General features: G+C 35.6%; 15 protein-coding genes. 4 read left to right on the top strand and 11 right to left on the bottom strand.

Annotated features, from left to right (window positions below; genetic code table 11):
• Positions 1–527: 527 nt before the first annotated feature.
• From narH to ABDZ84_RS21270, 3 genes are all read right to left on the bottom strand, one after another.
• Positions 528–2,000, bottom strand: coding sequence for a nitrate reductase subunit beta (gene narH / locus ABDZ84_RS21280; RefSeq protein ID WP_026682743.1), 1,473 nt, complete (start codon positions 1,998–2,000; stop codon positions 528–530).
• The gene (locus ABDZ84_RS21275) at positions 1,990–5,673 is read right to left on the bottom strand and encodes a nitrate reductase subunit alpha (protein WP_343782921.1); all 3,684 of its coding nucleotides are present in this window, start codon (positions 5,671–5,673) and stop codon (positions 1,990–1,992) included. The genes narH and ABDZ84_RS21275 overlap by 11 nt, the downstream gene beginning before the upstream one ends.
• A gap of 520 nt (positions 5,674–6,193) precedes the next feature.
• The gene (locus ABDZ84_RS21270; RefSeq protein WP_343782919.1) at positions 6,194–7,330 is read right to left on the bottom strand and encodes a TIGR04053 family radical SAM/SPASM domain-containing protein; all 1,137 of its coding nucleotides are present in this window, start codon (positions 7,328–7,330) and stop codon (positions 6,194–6,196) included.
• A 563-nt stretch (positions 7,331–7,893) separates the two neighbouring features.
• Here ABDZ84_RS21270 and ABDZ84_RS21265 point away from each other — a divergent pair.
• The gene (locus tag ABDZ84_RS21265; RefSeq protein ID WP_343782917.1) at positions 7,894–8,589 is read left to right on the top strand and encodes a Crp/Fnr family transcriptional regulator; all 696 of its coding nucleotides are present in this window, start codon (positions 7,894–7,896) and stop codon (positions 8,587–8,589) included.
• A gap of 588 nt (positions 8,590–9,177) precedes the next feature.
• Here ABDZ84_RS21265 and ABDZ84_RS21260 read toward each other — a convergent pair.
• From ABDZ84_RS21260 to ABDZ84_RS21240, 5 genes are all read right to left on the bottom strand, one after another.
• Positions 9,178–9,735 (bottom strand): hypothetical protein, encoded by a 558-nt coding sequence (locus tag ABDZ84_RS21260; RefSeq protein ID WP_343782915.1) that lies wholly within the window; start codon positions 9,733–9,735, stop codon positions 9,178–9,180.
• Positions 9,736–9,738: 3 nt separating this feature from the next.
• Positions 9,739–10,368, bottom strand: coding sequence for an SCO family protein (locus tag ABDZ84_RS21255; protein WP_343782913.1), 630 nt, complete (start codon positions 10,366–10,368; stop codon positions 9,739–9,741).
• Positions 10,369–10,657: 289 nt separating this feature from the next.
• Entirely contained in the window at positions 10,658–12,328 is a 1,671-nt protein-coding gene (locus ABDZ84_RS21250) for a cbb3-type cytochrome c oxidase subunit I (RefSeq protein ID WP_343782911.1), read from the bottom strand.
• Between the two features lie 15 nt (positions 12,329–12,343).
• Positions 12,344–12,811, bottom strand: coding sequence for a cytochrome c oxidase subunit II (locus ABDZ84_RS21245; RefSeq protein ID WP_026682736.1), 468 nt, complete (start codon positions 12,809–12,811; stop codon positions 12,344–12,346).
• A gap of 15 nt (positions 12,812–12,826) precedes the next feature.
• The gene (locus ABDZ84_RS21240) at positions 12,827–12,979 is read right to left on the bottom strand and encodes a hypothetical protein (RefSeq protein WP_161629290.1); all 153 of its coding nucleotides are present in this window, start codon (positions 12,977–12,979) and stop codon (positions 12,827–12,829) included.
• Between the two features lie 395 nt (positions 12,980–13,374).
• On the opposite strand from ABDZ84_RS21240, the gene resA reads away from it, so the two are divergent.
• From resA to ABDZ84_RS21225, 3 genes are all read left to right on the top strand, one after another.
• A complete protein-coding gene (resA, locus tag ABDZ84_RS21235; protein WP_321134053.1) occupies positions 13,375–13,950 on the top strand; it encodes a thiol-disulfide oxidoreductase ResA in 576 nt (191 codons plus the stop codon).
• Between the two features lie 29 nt (positions 13,951–13,979).
• Positions 13,980–14,684 carry a cytochrome c biogenesis CcdA family protein gene (locus ABDZ84_RS21230; RefSeq protein WP_121605173.1) on the top strand — a complete coding sequence of 235 codons (705 nt, stop codon included), beginning with the start codon at positions 13,980–13,982 and terminating at the stop codon, positions 14,682–14,684.
• Between the two features lie 113 nt (positions 14,685–14,797).
• Positions 14,798–15,319, top strand: a complete 522-nt coding sequence (locus tag ABDZ84_RS21225; RefSeq protein WP_121605174.1) for a CueP family metal-binding protein — start codon at positions 14,798–14,800, stop codon at positions 15,317–15,319.
• A 234-nt stretch (positions 15,320–15,553) separates the two neighbouring features.
• Here the strand turns inward: ABDZ84_RS21225 and ABDZ84_RS21220 are convergent, their stop codons facing one another.
• The 3 genes from ABDZ84_RS21220 to ABDZ84_RS21210 form a co-directional block, all read right to left on the bottom strand.
• Positions 15,554–16,219, bottom strand: a complete 666-nt coding sequence (locus tag ABDZ84_RS21220) for an acetyltransferase (RefSeq protein WP_258469440.1) — start codon at positions 16,217–16,219, stop codon at positions 15,554–15,556.
• 194 nt (positions 16,220–16,413) lie between these two features.
• The gene (locus tag ABDZ84_RS21215; RefSeq protein WP_026679619.1) at positions 16,414–16,887 is read right to left on the bottom strand and encodes a 2-thiouracil desulfurase family protein; all 474 of its coding nucleotides are present in this window, start codon (positions 16,885–16,887) and stop codon (positions 16,414–16,416) included.
• A 239-nt stretch (positions 16,888–17,126) separates the two neighbouring features.
• Complete coding sequence (locus tag ABDZ84_RS21210; RefSeq protein ID WP_026679618.1) at positions 17,127–17,417, bottom strand: MazG-like family protein; 291 nt, start codon at positions 17,415–17,417, stop codon at positions 17,127–17,129.
• Positions 17,418–17,499 lie beyond the last annotated feature (82 nt).

Here is a 17,499-nt window from a genome sequence, read left to right as displayed (position 1 = left end):
GATTGTTACCTTGACTCTGAACGGCTGGTGAGCTCAGTGCCAACAGAATATTGACTTCGGGAGGAATACCACAACTCTTTCTGTTGGACGAGTAACCGCGCAGTTCAAAGACGTGGACGTATATAGCTTTTGTTCCTTTTTACCATGTGCATTACGGAATCTTACCGAGACCTTCCTTCGCTGGGGTAGTACTTCATAACTTTATTTCTTTATTGTTTGGTCCATTTTAAGAGCTTTGTTGAAATTCGAACACTCTGTATATAAATATTGCAATATAGTTGATTTCTACTACACGACGTCTCAGCTTTTATTCCATTCCAAGGAAATCTGTTCCATATATTCACGTACATTGAATTTTATTTAGTAAGTAACTGACAGTAAGACCCTCACTCCAATCCTACGAAGTGAAACTCAGGAGGATTCAACTGCCAGTAAATACTAGATGCTGGTCAGGGTTCTTTTGGTCATATCTTTGTGAAACTAACAATCATCAGGGGGTATAAGAACTACATCGCCATTTGAAACTATTAAGAAAGTACTCCACAGCTTCCTGGTCCACCCGTAAAGTCAAGTCCACAAGCACCTTGTTCTTCATATAAATCTGCTACTTCTTCTTTGTGACTGTGTGGGATAACAAACCTATCTTGATATTTCGCAATTGCTAATAATCGGTACATTTCTTTAATCGCTTTTTCGGTTAACCCTAAATCAGTAATTATATCACGATCAAAGTCCTTTCCAGTTTGCTCTGTACGCATATAGCTTCGCATAACAGCCATTTTCTTAAGCACTTTACGAATATGACCAGTATCCCCAGCAGTTAGTAAGTTTGCAAGATATTCAATAGGAATTCGCATTTCATCAATCGCCGGGAAAATATCTGCTGTTTCCGCATTACTCCCTTTTCCTTCAATCATATTCATGATTGGGCTAAGTGGCGGAATATACCAAACCATTGGCATGGTTCGATATTCTGGATGTAAAGGTAAAGCAATCTTCCAATCAATAATCATTTTGTACAATGGTGATGCTTGAGCAGCTTCAATCCAATCCATTGGTATACCATCTTTTTTTGCCTGTTTAATAACTTCCGGATTATTTGGATCTAGAAAAATACCAAGTTGTGCATGATACAAGTCTTTCTCATCTTCTACCGATGCGGCTTCCAATACGCGATCAGCATCATATAACATAATTCCAATATAACGGATACGTCCCACACAGGTTTCTGAACAAATCGTTGGCTGCCCGTTTTCGATTCTTGGGAAACACATGGTACATTTTTCAGCTTTGTTCGTTTTCCAGTTAAAGTAGACTTTTTTATACGGGCATGAGGTAGTACAGTATCTCCATGCACGGCATGCATTTTGATCAACTAGTACAATACCATCTTCATCTCGTTTATACATTGCACCAGATGGGCAAGAGGAAACACAGGGTGCATTGATACAATGTTCACAGATACGTGGAAGATACATCATAAACACATCTTCAAACTCTGTTTTGATGGATTCTTCCATTTGTATAACGTTCGGATCACGGAGACCTGTAATATGACCACCAGCTAAGTCATCTTCCCAGTTTGGCCCCCATTCTAAATCCATAAATTCTCCAGTTATAGCAGATTTAGCCCTAGCAATCGGTTGATGTTTTCTTTCTTTGCTATTGGTTAACGTCTCATAATCATAGTTCCACGGTTCATAGTAATCATCCATCTCTGGTTGATTAGGATTATAGAATAGATTTAAGAGGCGGTTTGTTTTCGATCCGGATTTTAACCGTAACTCCCCATCTTGAAGTTCCCAACCACCTTTATATTTTTCCTGGGATTCCCATTGTTTTGGATAGCCGATACCAGGTTTTGTTTCAACATTATTAAAATACATATATTCTGCACCCGGACGGTTTGTCCATGTATTTTTACAGGTTACACTGCAAGTATGACAGCCAATACATTTATCCAGGTTCATCACCATTCCCACCTGTGCTTTAATCTTCAAGCCAATCAACCTCCTTCATTTTTCTAATAACCACGTTTAAGTCACGCTGGTTTCCGGTAGGTCCATAATAATTAAATCCATAACTTAATTGTGCATATCCACCAATCATATGTGTTGGTTTCACATGAATTTTTGTTGGGCTGTTATGCGTACCTCCACGATTTTTCGTTAGTTTCGTACCAGGTGTATGAATATGACGATCTTGTGCATGATGCATAAATGCCATGGTTCTAGGAATACGGTGTGAAACAACCGCTCTTGCTACAACTACGCCATTACGATTGAAACATTCAATCCAATCATTATCTTTTACATCAATCTCAGCAGCATCATCTTTATTAAGCCAGACTGTTGGTCCACCGCGAAACAACGTCAGCATCGGCTGTGAATCAAAGTACATACTATGAATTGACCATTTATTATGTGGCGTTAAGTAATTTAATGTAATTTCTTTTCCTTCGACATCTGGGCGTTTAGAACTAAATGGCTTTTGATTTAAAATTGGTTTGAATATGGCAAATGACTCCCCAAATTCCTTAATTATTTCATGATCCAAAAAGTAAGATTGGCGTCCTGTAATTGTTCGAAATGGAATCAATCGTTCAACATTGGTTGTAAATGGTGAATATCTTCTTCCACCTTTTTCTGAGCCACTAAATGCTGGTGAAGTAAGAACTGTTTTCGGTTGGGTGATAATATTATCAAATGTAAATAACTCTTCTTCTCTTTCCGTAGCTAAATCCTTTAACTCTAAGTTCGTTGTCTTTTCTAATGCTTCCCACGCTTTTACGGCAACTTTTCCATTTGTCGTAGAAGAAAGCATTAAGATTGCATCACACGCATCTCTTGCACTAGTGATATCTGGACATCCATCGGCAATACTTCCGTTATCTACCGTGCCAAACGTTCGTTTCGCCTGTTCATATTCATCTTTCATCATCCAATTGATACCTTTGGTTCCATATGCTTTAGTAGCAATATTTGAACCAAGTGCTGTCATTTTATTATAAATTTGTTTGAAATCACGTTCGACAACATGAATTTGTGGCATAGTTTTACCTGGAATTGGTTCACATTCCCCTTTTGACCAGTCTTCAATTTTGCCAAGTGGCTGTGCCATCTCTCCAGGCGTGTCATGATTTATTGGTGTCGCAACTATTTCCTTGATTGTGCCCATACCGATTTCTTGAGCTATATCGGAAACGCCTTTTGCTAAAACTTTGAAAATGTCCCAGTCAGATTTTGCTTCCCATGGTGATGTGATAGCTGAACTAAACGGATGTACAAATGGATGCATATCCGTGCTTGATAAATCATACTTTTCATACCATGTTGATGCAGGAAGGATAACATCAGAGTATAGAGCTGTTCCAGCCATACGAAAATCTAGATTAATTAATAGATCTACCTTCCCTTCAGGTGCTTCATCTCGCCATTTAATTTCTTTTGGTCGAATACTATCTTCATCAGAGTTCAAGAGCCCATTTGATGCACCTAATAAATGTTTTAAGAAATATTCATGTCCTTTTCCAGAACTTGAAATTAGGTTCGCGCGCCAAACAAACAAATTCCTTGGGAAATTAACCGAATTATCAGGGTCCTCAATTGCAAATTGTAATTTCTTCTCTTTTAATTGTTTGGCAACGAAGTTTCCGATTTCTTCTGTAGTTTCATTTCCATTTGCAACTGCTTCATTATATAAATCAATACCGTTTTTATTAAACGTCGGATATGATGGTAACCACCCTAAACGGGCTGCTAAAACATTGTAATCACCAGGGTGATCATATCTAGCTTTGTCTATAGTTGCAGCAGCAAGTTCCGAAATAGGTGTTTCTTCATAACGCCATTGACCTGTTGCAAAGTAGAAAAAGGAAGTACCATTTTGCAATTTTGCCGGCTCTCCCCAGTCTTTGGCGGATTGAATCGTAGTCCACCCTTCGACGGGACGGAGTTTTTCCTGACCAACATAGTGAGCCCAGCCACCACCATTTACACCTTGTGCGCCGATCATAAGTACAAGATTTATAATTGCACGATAAATCGTATCAGAATGGTACCAGTGGTTAATTCCGGCCCCCATAATAATCATGGAACGACCTTTTGTATCAATGGCATTCTGTGCAAATTCACGAGCAACTTTAATGATTAGATTACGATCCACACCTGTTATTTCCTCCTGCCATGCTGGTGAAAATGGTGCAATCTCGTTATAAGAACTTGCAGCTTCTCCACCAAGACCACGATCAATTCCGTAATTACCAAGCATCAAATCATAAACAGTGGCAACATATACTACTTCTCCGTTTAGTTCTACTTTCTTTACAGGTATAGCACGAGGTAGTACTTTTTTCTCCTCTGCATCGAAATACGGCATGTCTACATGAATTACTTCGTCTTCCATATCAAAGAAGCTTAAAACAGGTTCAATCTTTTCATTGGTATTTTCGTCAATAAGTCTTAAATTCCAAGTCCCTTTTTTATCCCAGCGAGAACCCATTGTTCCATGAGGGATGGAAAAACCATTTGTAGCTTGGTTATACATTGCTGGCTTAAATTGATTATTCTCGGATGCTAGGCCAAGATCTTCGGCATTTAGAAATCGGTCTGCTATAAACTTACCATTTACTTGTTTTAATCGAACTGAAAACGGAAAATCTGTGTACTGTTTTGCATAATTTTCAAAATAAGGTGTTTTATTTTTATTATAAAATTCGTTTAAAATAACATGTCCCATTGCCATTGCTGCCGCGCCATCTGTTCCTTGTCTAATGGAAAGCCAGTCATCTGCAAATTTGGTTGATTCTGCATAATCTGGACTAACTGAAACAACTTTTGTCCCTTTATAGCGAGCTTCAACTAAAAAGTGAGCATCTGGTGTACGTGTCATCGGAACATTGGAACCCCATGTCATAATATAACTGGAATTAAACCAATCAGAACTTTCTGGCACATCGGTTTGATCCCCCCAAATTTGCGGAGATGCTGGTGGTAAGTCTGCATACCAATCATAGAAGCTGAGCATTTGTCCGCCAAGCAAATGCATAAAACGACTACCGGCTGCATAGCTTAGCATTGACATTGCTGGGATTGGTGAAAATCCAACATTACGGTCAGGACCATATTTGACGATTGTATAAAGTGTTGAAGCCGCTATAAGCTTAGTTACTTCTTCCCAATCAGCTCTAACTAATCCTCCCTTCCCCCTAGCCTGTTTATAAGACTTTGCTTTTTCCTTATCTTCCACAATACTTTTCCATGCTTCTAATGGAGTGTCATTTGTAGCTAAAGCTTCTCTCCATAAAAGCAATAATTTCTTCCTGACATATGGATATTTCACGCGCAATGGGCTGTAAATATACCAAGAAAAGCTTGCTCCTCTTGGGCATCCGCGTGGCTCAAAATCTGGCATATCTGGTCCTGTCGATGGATAGTCTAAGGCCTGGCCTTCCCATGTAACGATCCCATCTTTTACGTAAATATTCCAACTACATGATCCCGTGCAGTTCACACCATGTGTGGAACGAATTATCTTGTCATGCTGCCATCTTTTTCGATATACATTTTCCCAATCACGGTTCCCTTCTTGTAATTGGCTATGATTATTTGAATAAGTCTCTTTTGGTTTTATATAATTTATTCGTTGCCAAAGTGGAGATGGTTTTTTTTTCATTATTGTCCCTCCAAATAAGTTACTTTGTGAAGCCTATAACTTATTAAAACATTCAAATCTCTACTATAGTGTGAAGTATGTCACACTTTGACAGATGTCAAAATATGGTCATAAACTTATTAATATTTAAATCATCTTTTCATAATGTAATGCAAATTTAGTACAGTAACGTGTTGTGTATTGTTTGGTCAATAGTCTTGCTCTTGAGTGCCTTTTTGTGAATTCTTCCTCTCCGTACAGTTCCTATCCCCTGATTTCTGCATTTTATTCATAGAACAAAAGTGTAAGCGCCCGAATAGAAACGAACGACTGGTGCGAGTCAACGGAGATAAAGAAATCACGGTGAGCTTCGAGCCGATGATGACTTAACGTGGGGCGATTCGTGAAGGCGCCTCGTTTCTGGGCACTAGAGCTGGACAAAGTTCAACACGCCATTTTTATCCGCATGGGCTAATTTTATAATTTCCTTCATTTCCTTAGACTACAAAAAAAGCTAAGCATCCATCTGCTCAGCTTCTATCTATTTTTCTATAATATTCTTTCCTTTCTTACGCATTGCTCTTGGGATATATACACAATAAGGTTCACTTTCCATATAATCACCTGTTACATTGTATGCTCTGGATCTGGAACCACCACATACATGGCGAAATTCGCAGATTCCACATTTTCCTTTATATTTATCAGGGTTCCTTAAATTTTTAAACACCTCTGATTCTCTATAAATTTCTGATATTGGAGTGTGTCGTACATTACCTGCTCGAATAGGTAATAGACCACTTGGGTATACATCCCCAGTGTGAGAAATGAACACAAACCCATTTCCATCATTTACCCCTTTTGGAGCTCGCCCTAATCCATCAATTTGCCCTGTTTTTCCTGCGATGATAGCATCTTCGTAAAAGATATGTTCTTTATCACTCATACCTCTTTGTTCACGCATTTTCTGCTGTATAACCACACGCCGATAGTGCTGGGCAGCTGTTGTTTTAATATCAAAAGGAACACGCTTTGAGAGTTTGTATAACCATCTAAATACCTTCTCATGTTCAGCAGGTGAAATCATATCTGACTCTTTCCCTCGCCCAGTAGGAACAAGGAAAAACACACTCCACATTACACAATTCAAATTTTCTACTAGTTTTGCCATTTCATCCAAATGTTCATAATTATATTTAGAAATAACCGTATTAATTTGTAAAGGCATATCCAGTTCATGTAAATCGTTAATAGCGTTTATTGTTAAATCAAAGGATCCTTCCGTACCTCGGAAATGGTCATGAACTTCTTTACAATGGCCATCGATACTAAAGGCCCATCTAGCAAGTCCAATATCTTTCGCCTTTTTCATTGCTTCTTTGGTTACATTTGGTGTTGCAGATGGTGTCATGGATAAACGGACACCTTTTTTAATCGCATATTCTGCAATATCAAAAACATCTAGACGTTCCAATGGATCTCCGCCAGTGAATACAAGCATAGGATTGTCCATTTCATAGATATTATCTATTAATTTCTTTCCTTCCTCAAAATTCAATTCTAATGGGTGTCTATGATACTGTGCTTCTGCACGACAGTGTAAACAATGTAACTGACAAGCACGTGTTAGCTCCCATATTACGATAAACGGATTTTCATTATAATCTCTATTAAACATTACTGCCCCACCCTTCTTAAGTCTAGGAAAATTGTAATACAATAAAACTAAACAATTAGTGATATTTATCACATAACTAAATTATGACGTAATACGAATATTTCCAACTAGAAAATAAGAAAAGAGTTGGGACAAAACTTAAATGTTCTTCTAAAAAAACGATAATAAGAAAGTTATAATGTGAAACTTCAATCAGCGGGGCTTTGGTTTATCGGTGGCTCTCCCTATTAGTGTGGAACTACCCATATTATATTTTTAGCTAAGGAACGATATGAAAGAGTTCCATCTAAATACTCCGTGACAAACTTTACAAAACATCCCCAGAAATTAGATTATTTACTCTACTTTCGAGAGGCAGTACCATGGATTGGGTGATAGTTTGGCTTTTGCTTTAACAATCATATGTTTGTCACAGCTCTTACCTTTGTAATCTATTTTTTCTCAATAGTTATCCTCCAAAGTCTCCACTACAATCTGATAAGTATGATATTCTTCACATCTAATTATAAATTGTACGTGATAATATTATGAGATGGAGCACTATATTTGAAAGGATGATAATTATGTATCCAGCATCAGTTAAAAAATTATTACAACGTTTCCCCCTTTTCAAAAGTTTAACAGACTATGAAATTGATCCGATTATAAATATTGCAAAAAATCGAACCTACCGATCGGGAGTCCATATCTTTATGCAAGATGACCTTCTCACTAATGTGTATTTTATACACCAAGGTAAAATAAAAATTTATCGAACTGATATTCAAGGAAAAGAACAAATTATCAATATTCTAAGTGAAGGTGAAATGTTTCCTCACCAAGGTTTTTTTCGTAATGATAACTACCCTGCACATGCTGAAGTAATGGAAGAAGCAGTATTATTTTACATCCCCATCCATTTATTTGAGGATTTTTTAATCAACAATCCAGAGGTAAGTATCAAGATTTTCCGTGTGCTTGGAGATAAGATAGTGGATTTACAGAATCGCTTAGAAGAAAAAATCCTACGTAATACTTATGAACAAATTATTCTTCTATTAATTCGCCTTGGAAAAAAACATGGAATGGAGCATATCAATGAAACAATGACATTGACCACCCGTTTTACGAATAGAGATTTAGCCAATATGATTGGTTCAAGTCGTGAAACAGTTAGCAGAACGATCACCCAATTAAAGAAGAAACAATTAATTCTAATAGATAGTAATGGAAATATGATACTAGATATCAATAGGTTGAAGGAAGAATTATTTCAATAAAAGGTGCATCTCAAGAGAGGTGTTCCTTTTCTAATGGACATGATTTTAATATATAGAGAGCGATCTTTTTGCTTCAATCAGTGGGGGTTTTGTTTTATCCCCCCACTGATTGTTCATACCACAAGGGTATGACCTGAAGACCTTTGAACCAATCAGACATTACTGGCAGTAACGCCCCACTTCGGGAAAAAAGTGAACCTCAGTATTGATAAGTGGAGTTAACTGTCAGTTATATATAGGATCAAACACACACGAATAGAGTATCGTCTAGGTTGTTTTAGTCGCTTTCTAACCATTGCTCATCTAACTTCAATTTTTCCTTAAAAGAGATTACTTACTTAGCAGCAGTGTAAAGAGTAGTTTAGAGTTAGAAAATTAAATTTCTTTTGTAACTGACCACTTTATATTACGTCTTGATTCCATCCAAAAGTTTACCATTAGTGTCAAAAATAGCATGTTCTGCACCAGTTATAGAAAAGCCTTGTTTTTCGAATAAAGCATTTAGTGAGTCCAGTCTATTATTAAAGTTGAAAATCCTATTTGACCGATTTTCTTCTATTCTTTGTCTCCAAAAAGACATTATTTCGTTTAGTAATCTTCTGTATCATCAATAAATAGCGATTGGATAAAATAAATTATAATACATAATCCGGTTATTAAAAATGTCCAGCCTAATGCTCTTTGCTCAGTTTCTAAATAGTTATTGCATAGCTGTGTAGGGGAAGCAATATAAATCCAAGCCATAATTCCTGATAATACACTAAAGAAGATATACACACTATTCTTTTCAAATTTCATAAGTTTTTGCCAGCTATCTCTTAGTGGTACTCCTGCAAGAAATGGTAAGCTTATAAATTTAAAAATCTCTACTAATGGTAAAGTAAGGGCCTCATCCATAGCACGTGGGAGCATCCAGTAACTCATAATTATCAAAAAAAGTACTATTCCAGGTATACCATTTTGATTACAAGCTTCAAAAAATCCGGGAAATTTTTTCTTGAGGTATGGTGTAAACATCATTCCAATAATAACCAACAAAGGCATTTGCATATGCATATGAACTACCATTATAGATTCGAATAAAGTAATAACTGGTGGGAGCATCATGAAAATATACAATCCTAATCCATAGATTGCTTGTTTCATCCATTATCCCCCCTCATTTGTTTTCAATATACTTGTTATTTTTTCAACTGCTAAATCAATTTGTTGATAATCCATAACTTCTACTAGCTTGCCTTGGGGATTCACTAAATAAAAAGCAGAGTTATGAGTGAAATTGCCCATATTGTCTGGTATCACAACGACTCCAAAAGAAGTTAATAACTTTTGTAATTCTTGGTTATCAGGGATTCTTGCCATTCTCCAAGTGTTACCATCACTATTAAAATATTGGCGATATTTTTCAAGTATAGCAGGGGTATCTCTCTCCGGATCAAAACTAATACTTAAGAAAACAATATCCTCTCCGATATATTTTTCTGGTATTCGATTATAAACCTGAGCAAGATTCATTTCTAATTTAGGACAAACATCTGTACATGCAGTATAAATAAAAGTTATCATTACATATTTATCTTCAAACTCGGAGAATGCATATAGTCTTTCCTTACTATCTTCTAAGGTAACTTCAGGAAATCTCGGCATCTCTTCCACCAGCTTCATCGTTCTAGCCGTTTCAGCCGTATATGCTCGAAAGCCATCCGTTCCAATTAAGAATAAGATAAAACCAAACGTGATAACTATTACTAGTGATAATATATTACTATTTCGGTTCATTTGATCACGTCCTATTTGCAAATTCTAATAATCAAAAAGACTATGAAATTAGTATTAATCAAAGAAAAAAACAAACATTAGAAATGATGATTCGTTCAACTAACTCGCTTCGGAAATATACTTTACTTTGCTAGGCAGCGATATATCGTACAACAAAAGCGCTCTTCTTTTTCAAGGAGTCTATGTATATTTCCAGAAACAGGGTAGTTAGTTGTTCATCATTCGAATTAACCGTTTCAGTTACACCCCATCTCTTTTTCTCAAGCGACATATAATTATGTTTAATTTTCTACCAAGTTCTAAATGGAGGAGAGCCTGGAACATTTAATATATCTGTAAGTGGCATAACATATCCCATGGCTACTATTAGAATAAGTAGTATAATGATCGTTCCCCATCTTTCCGTCCATTTTGGAGTTGATAGTGCGTCTGCTTCTGGTTCTCCAATTGGAAATTCTGTGTTTCCTTTTGGCGCAAAGAACATAAGATTAACTACGATATAAACCATAAGTACAACCCCAACAATTAAGAAGGTTCCTCCAACTGCAAGGAAAATTAAGTAAGGATCCCAGCTTAAGGCTGTAGCGTTATCTCCATAAGTTGTATAAGAAGTTCTTCGAGGCGATCCTAAAAGACCAACTAAATGCATTGCTCCTGACATAAATGTCATACCAATAGTCCAGATAATGGTTTGAATGATACCTAGTTTGTTTATTTTTGGTGTTAATTTTCTCTTTGATAGATATGGAATTAACCAATATGTAATACCGAAGAAGGTTAATGCTACCGTAACACCAAGAGTTAAATGGAAGTGTCCAACTATCCAAAGTGAATTATGAACTACTTGATTTAGTTGATTATTTGTTTGTGCAATACCACCAGCACCGGCAGGGATAAATGCAACCATTGCAATAAATGGTGCAAGGAAACGCACATCTCCCCACGGTAATTTTTTGAACCAGTCTAATAGACCCTTAGCACCTTTTCTTCTACCTGCACGTTCAAACACAGCAAACATAGCAAATGCAGTCATCATAGATGGGAACCCAATGGATAAACTCATAAATACATGGATGAATTTCCAGCCTTCTGTAATACCAGGGTCAACAATTTGATGATGGAATCCTCCAGGAATATTGAGTATAACTAATAAAATAACTACTAAACGTGTGATAGCATCACTAAATAGTTTTCCACCAATAATCTTTGGTACAGCGACATACCATGCAGAAATCGCAGTTAAATACCAAATATTAACTAGAGTATGGCCGAAACTCCAAAATAATGTACGACTAAGCATAACATTGATGGTTTCCGTCCACCCTAGTGACCATGGAATTAACATTAACACTTCTATGGTAACACCGATACTTCCCAAGACTAATAAAACGAATACACCAGTTGCAAAGAATGATAACAAAGGAATATGCTGTCCTTTATGATTTCTTCTCCAATTTGCTACATTGATAAACACGCCAAATGCTGCTATCCAAATTCCCACAACAAGAAAAACTAGGCCAATGTAAAATAGAGGAGTTGCTTGCATTGGTGGGTAGAAAGTATACATAACTGATGCATTACCCATGGCAACAGTAGTTGCAACAAACACAACACCAATTACCAATAATCCAAATGCTGTCCAACCAAATTTTCTAACCTTTGGAAGTAATCCTCCCATTGTATGGGAAATTCCAGCATAGAAATACCCAATTACAAAAGTGGTGGTAAATACAAGAACTAATAAGATTCCATGCGTTGTTAGTGTTTGATAATAGTCAAACCATGTTGGCAATTCCATTAGACCTGCACGGTTTAATCCTTGAAAAAGACCTAAAAATCCACCTATTAATAACGCAATAAATGAAACAGTAAAATAGGTTAATGATAATCGTGCATCTTTAGGATTAACTCCTAGAGCCTGTTGCATCTTTCCAAATGGTTTTTCTTTAACTAACTCCATTTATTTCTCCTCCCTTTATTTAACGGTGATAGTTGTCGACATCATTTGGTGACCGACACCGCAGTACTCATTACATAAAACGAGATATTCACCTGGTTTGTCAAAGGTTTGTGAAATTTTTTGTATGTGTCCAGGAGTTACCATAGCATTAATATTGGTACCAGCCACTTGAAAGCCATGTACTACATCTCTAGAAGTCATTGTAAAATGAACGGTTGACCCTACTGGGACTTCAATTTCATTTGGTGTAAAACTAAAGGCTTGTAATATCATAACTACCTCATATTCGTTTTCGCCAATCTCAAATATCCCAGGATTATCAAATGGTGTAGTTTGATCTACTTTTTGAGGATCAATGGTTTCCATTCCACTTGGCGGTGCCATTCCTTGAGCAAATGCCTGATATCCTGTTATCACCATAGAAAGAGCAATAATTCCGATTCCAATAATTAACCAAATTTCTTCAGCACGATGTAATTTCATACAAATACCCCCCTATTAAATTCTCACCATATACAAAACCCATAATAGTAGAATAAAAGCTATAATGGTTCCTCCAACAAATACAATTGAGGAAAATAATGTCCCTTTTAGAGAATACTTTTTATTATCCTTTTCTTTTGCAATAACATTTTTATTATTCGTTTCCATTACTTACCCCTCCCTTATGTTTTTTCTTACTTACATTCTAAATTTTGCACTACTTAACATAAGTGAACTACATCACACTTCAAATGTGATTTAAAGCAAAGCTTATAGATTACGTGACAATAGTTTGAACACCCAGGTTTGAATAATTAGTGATAATAAGGTTAGTGACTATTTTTTAAAAGGTTAATGGGCACAAGCAAGCAGATCCTTCAGCTTACCTACTTCAATCCGATGGTGGATAAACGCCCCCCAACTGCTTGAGGTTCCACTTCATATGAAAAAATACATTCGTTCATAAACTATACAAAGCATCTACATAATTTCTGCAAATTTTTATCTTAGAATAACAGTACGTGTCTTTTAGATTGAAATTAATTATTGTAGGGAGGGTATATATGAGCTTGGAGGAGGCTAAAAAGAAAAAGAAGAACAAAAAAAGAAATCGCTTCATTTTTCGAACAGCTATTCTAGCTGTATTAATAGGTGCTATTGTATTTGCATTAATTTCTAACATACAAGCAGATAACAGCGTTTATCAGATCGGTGATGATGCACCCGACTTTAAATTAAAACAAATAAATAAGAATAATAAAGAAGAAATGATTCAACTTAGTGATTTTGAAGGAAAAGGTGTCATGTTAAACTTTTGGGGAACCTGGTGTAAACCCTGTGAAGAAGAAATGCCTTACATGCAAGCACTTTATCCCAAATATAAAGATAAAGGAATTGAAATTATCGCCGTTAGTTTAGATAATACAGAATTAGCTGTTGACAGTTTTATTGATAAATATGATTTAACGTTTCCGATTCCTCATGATAAAACAGGAGAAGTAATGGATCTATATAAAGTAGGACCTATTCCAAGTAGCTTTTTTATAAACCCTGATGGAAAGATAGAAAGAATAATAAATGGTGCGTTGACATTAGAAAAACTTGATGGATATTTACAAGAAATACTTCCTCAGCAATAAGTCTCTAAACAAAAGGGGGATAAGTAGTTTTGAACGAAATAAATATATTCCTAGCTTTTGGTGCAGGGTTTCTCTCTTTTATTTCACCTTGTGTATTACCACTTTACCCAGCATTTTTATCATATATTACTGGGATGAGCGTAAGTGAAATAAAAGAAGAAAATAAAAAAATAAATAAAAAAGCCCTCTTACATACCATTCTGTTTTTACTAGGATTCTCAAGTATTTTTATAATGATTGGTTTTACCACATCATATATATCCGAATTTTTGTTGACATACCAGGATATCATTAGACAAATTGGTGCCGTTTTAATTATTTTCTTTGGACTAGTGATTGTAGGTATATTTAATTTTAAATTTCTCATGAAGGATAAAAAAATCTCATTCAAAAATCGTCCAGGAGGTTATTTTGGGTCCTATCTTATAGGAATGGCATTCTCTTTAGGCTGGACACCGTGTACTGGTCCCATATTAGCTATCGTATTATCATTAGCTGCAACTAATCCTGATGTTGGTATGGTAATGATGATTAGTTATGTATCAGGTTTCTCCATTCCATTTCTTTTGTTGGCATTCTTTGTTGGTAAAATAAAGTGGATTAAAAAACACAATCAAAAATTAATACAAATTGGCGGATACATTATGATTTTTATGGGAGTTGCACTATTCTTTGATTGGATGACCAAATTAACCTCCTTTTTAGCCGGATGGTTTGGTTTTACTGGTTTTTAAAAGGCGGACAAATTGATATGTGCCTTTCTTATCTATTACATATCGTTTGTCTACATATGGTAAAATACTATCAAATTACATTTTATACTATTAAAATAGGAGTTGAATGATATATGAAAAAAGGCATTCTTGCAATGATTGGCTTCGTACTTATCTTCATCGTAGTAGCCTGTGATAACAGTGCTTCGAATGAAAAAGAAGGAAAAGATGTAAAAGAAATGGTACATAATTATAGTGTTGGTAGTACCGATGATGTGTCTGCATCCATTACTTCCGAAGAGCTTATTGTTACGGATAGTGGTAATAAAGAGACGACTTATAATCTTCCAGAAGATGAATTTTTCGTTTCCATTGCACCGTTTATTAATACCACACACCCTTGTACCAACCATAGTCTAACCGGATGTCAAGGAGAGTTGGTGGAAAAAGAATTTGATGTGTATATTCAAGATGAAGAAGGTAATGTGGTTGTTGATGAAACCATGACATCATTAAAAAATGGGTTTATTGATTTATGGTTACCAAGAGATAAAACATTTCAAGTTAAAATGGAATATGATGGAAAAACAACAGAATCAGAAATTTCCACCTTTGAAGGCGACAACACGTGTATAACAACAATGCAGTTGTCTTAGCATTATTTTTTCGTATTACTAAAAAACAAACCATTTGTCTAACAGCTTAAAAAAACAGTGTAAGTATGAAGCATATGTATGCTTACTTACACTGTTTTAACATACCTACTACAAAAGAGAGGCGATGAGTAAATATTCTCTTTCTTAAGGTAATAGGGATAAACAACTTTTTATGTTCACTGCCTATTCGATATATCAGAGATGAAATGAATTGTTTATATGCTAAAGATATTTTTATAGATATTTATCAAATTCTTTTCTTACCTTAACAGCTTTAGCAGGAGTTCCATAAGCTACCTTATAATCTTCAATATCATCCAATACAGTCGATCCTGCTCCTATCACAGTATGTTGACCGATTGTTACAGCATGGATAACATTAGCTCCCATTGCTACGGTTGATCCAACTCCTACTAATACATTACCCCCTAAGGTTGCGCTTGGAGAAATGGATACATAATCTCCTATCTCACAATCATGAGCTATTGAACTTTTAGTATTTACAATACAATGTTCTCCAATCTGAGCGTCACTATTAATAATAGCTCCCGCCATTACAACAGTTCCTTCACCTATAGTAACACCTCTAGCTATAGAGGTATAAGGATGTATGACTACTGTAAACTTAAAAAATGGGTTTATTTCTTTAACTCTTTTTACAGCTTGTTTTCTTTTCCAGTTATCACCTATTCCAACGATTCCTGTATCTATGCTATTTCGCTTTACATATTCTTCATCACCTAATACTTCATAACCATATAGCCTCTCACCTGGTTGCCGCTGGTTATCTATTATTCCTTTAATCTTCCTATTAGCTTTTTCTAAAGCATCAATAATTAGCTTTGCATGACCACCTGAACTTCCTGAACAAATGATAACTATCTCTTCCAATGTAAACACCTACCTCAGGATATCTAAATTTGCTTGGTTTTACTTAGAGACAACCTGTTAATTAACGTTTTCGATGTGTTCCGGCATCAGCATTCCTGTACAGTAACATAATAGAAATTTACCTTCATGGCAATTTACAATACCAATTTAGAACACTTTACTCCTTATTGGTGTTATGCGCTCGTTAATTGAAGAAGCATTCGCTATATTATCTCATCATAATACTCGGCAAGCTGTTCTTCTGAGATTACTCGTAAGCCATTTCTTTTTAGTAAGGCAGTAGTAACTCCATTTCCAGTGATTTTCTCCCCCATAAATTCACCATTATAAATCATGGAATTTCCACAGGAAGGACTATACTCCTTAAGAACAACCACTGTTGCATTAACAGCCTTAGCTTTTTTTAAAGTCGAGTAGGCTCCTTTTATGTATAGTTCTGTAACATCTCTACCTGATTTCTCGACTACTTTAGCTTTCCCATCCAATACATCTTCCCCATTACCACCTATTATTTCAGCAGGTTCTCTAGGGGTTGAGAAACCACCAAGCAATTCCGGGCATACAGGTATTGCCTTATTCTCTTCTATTAATTTACTAAGCTTGTGATCTAAACTATGCGTATATCTTACCTTTAGTCCTAACAAGAACTCACTAATATCATTTACTAACTCCTCCATTTAATAGTATGACCTTGTACACCTATCTTCTTGTTAATTGAGAAGCTTCGATTTATTTACTGCTAATTTCTCCGTATTTAACTAATGTGGCTCTTATAATGGTTAACAATAATAGAAGCACGGTTGCAAATTAGCTTATTATTCTTTAACTAAAGCTACATTTAGTTGGAGAAGTATTTAAATATTTATGAATTATTTGTTTTAGATTACAGGTTTAATTCAATACATCTCTTTGTTCTTTACATTTTACTCTGCCATTTGGCTATTTTTCTTGTTATAAATTCTTGTAATTCATCTTCACTTTCAGCTACTTTATAAAACAAAGCTAAAGATACAAGAATGACATCTATACATTCTTCTTTTACATCATCAATACCTAATTGTTTATACTCACTTCCGTTGGCTTTTAAATAAGATAATACTGCTTGCGAGGTTTCTCCAGCCTCTTCTGATAATTTTAATGCCATTTGCTCAATTGTTTTTGGTTCTTTCTCACTTAATAGCTTAACCTGCTTCAATAATTTCTCCATCGTGGTATATAACCTCCCTCTATATACTTTAATTATCTTCAAAATACTCTTGTTTTCTTAGAATTAATCAAGCACCATTTCA

The sequence above is a fragment of the Virgibacillus salarius genome (assembly GCF_039521925.1).
Taxonomy (GTDB): domain Bacteria; phylum Bacillota; class Bacilli; order Bacillales; family Amphibacillaceae; genus Virgibacillus; species Virgibacillus salarius.
Note: the sequence above shows the minus strand (reverse complement) of the source record. Positions and strands in the feature narration are given on the sequence as shown.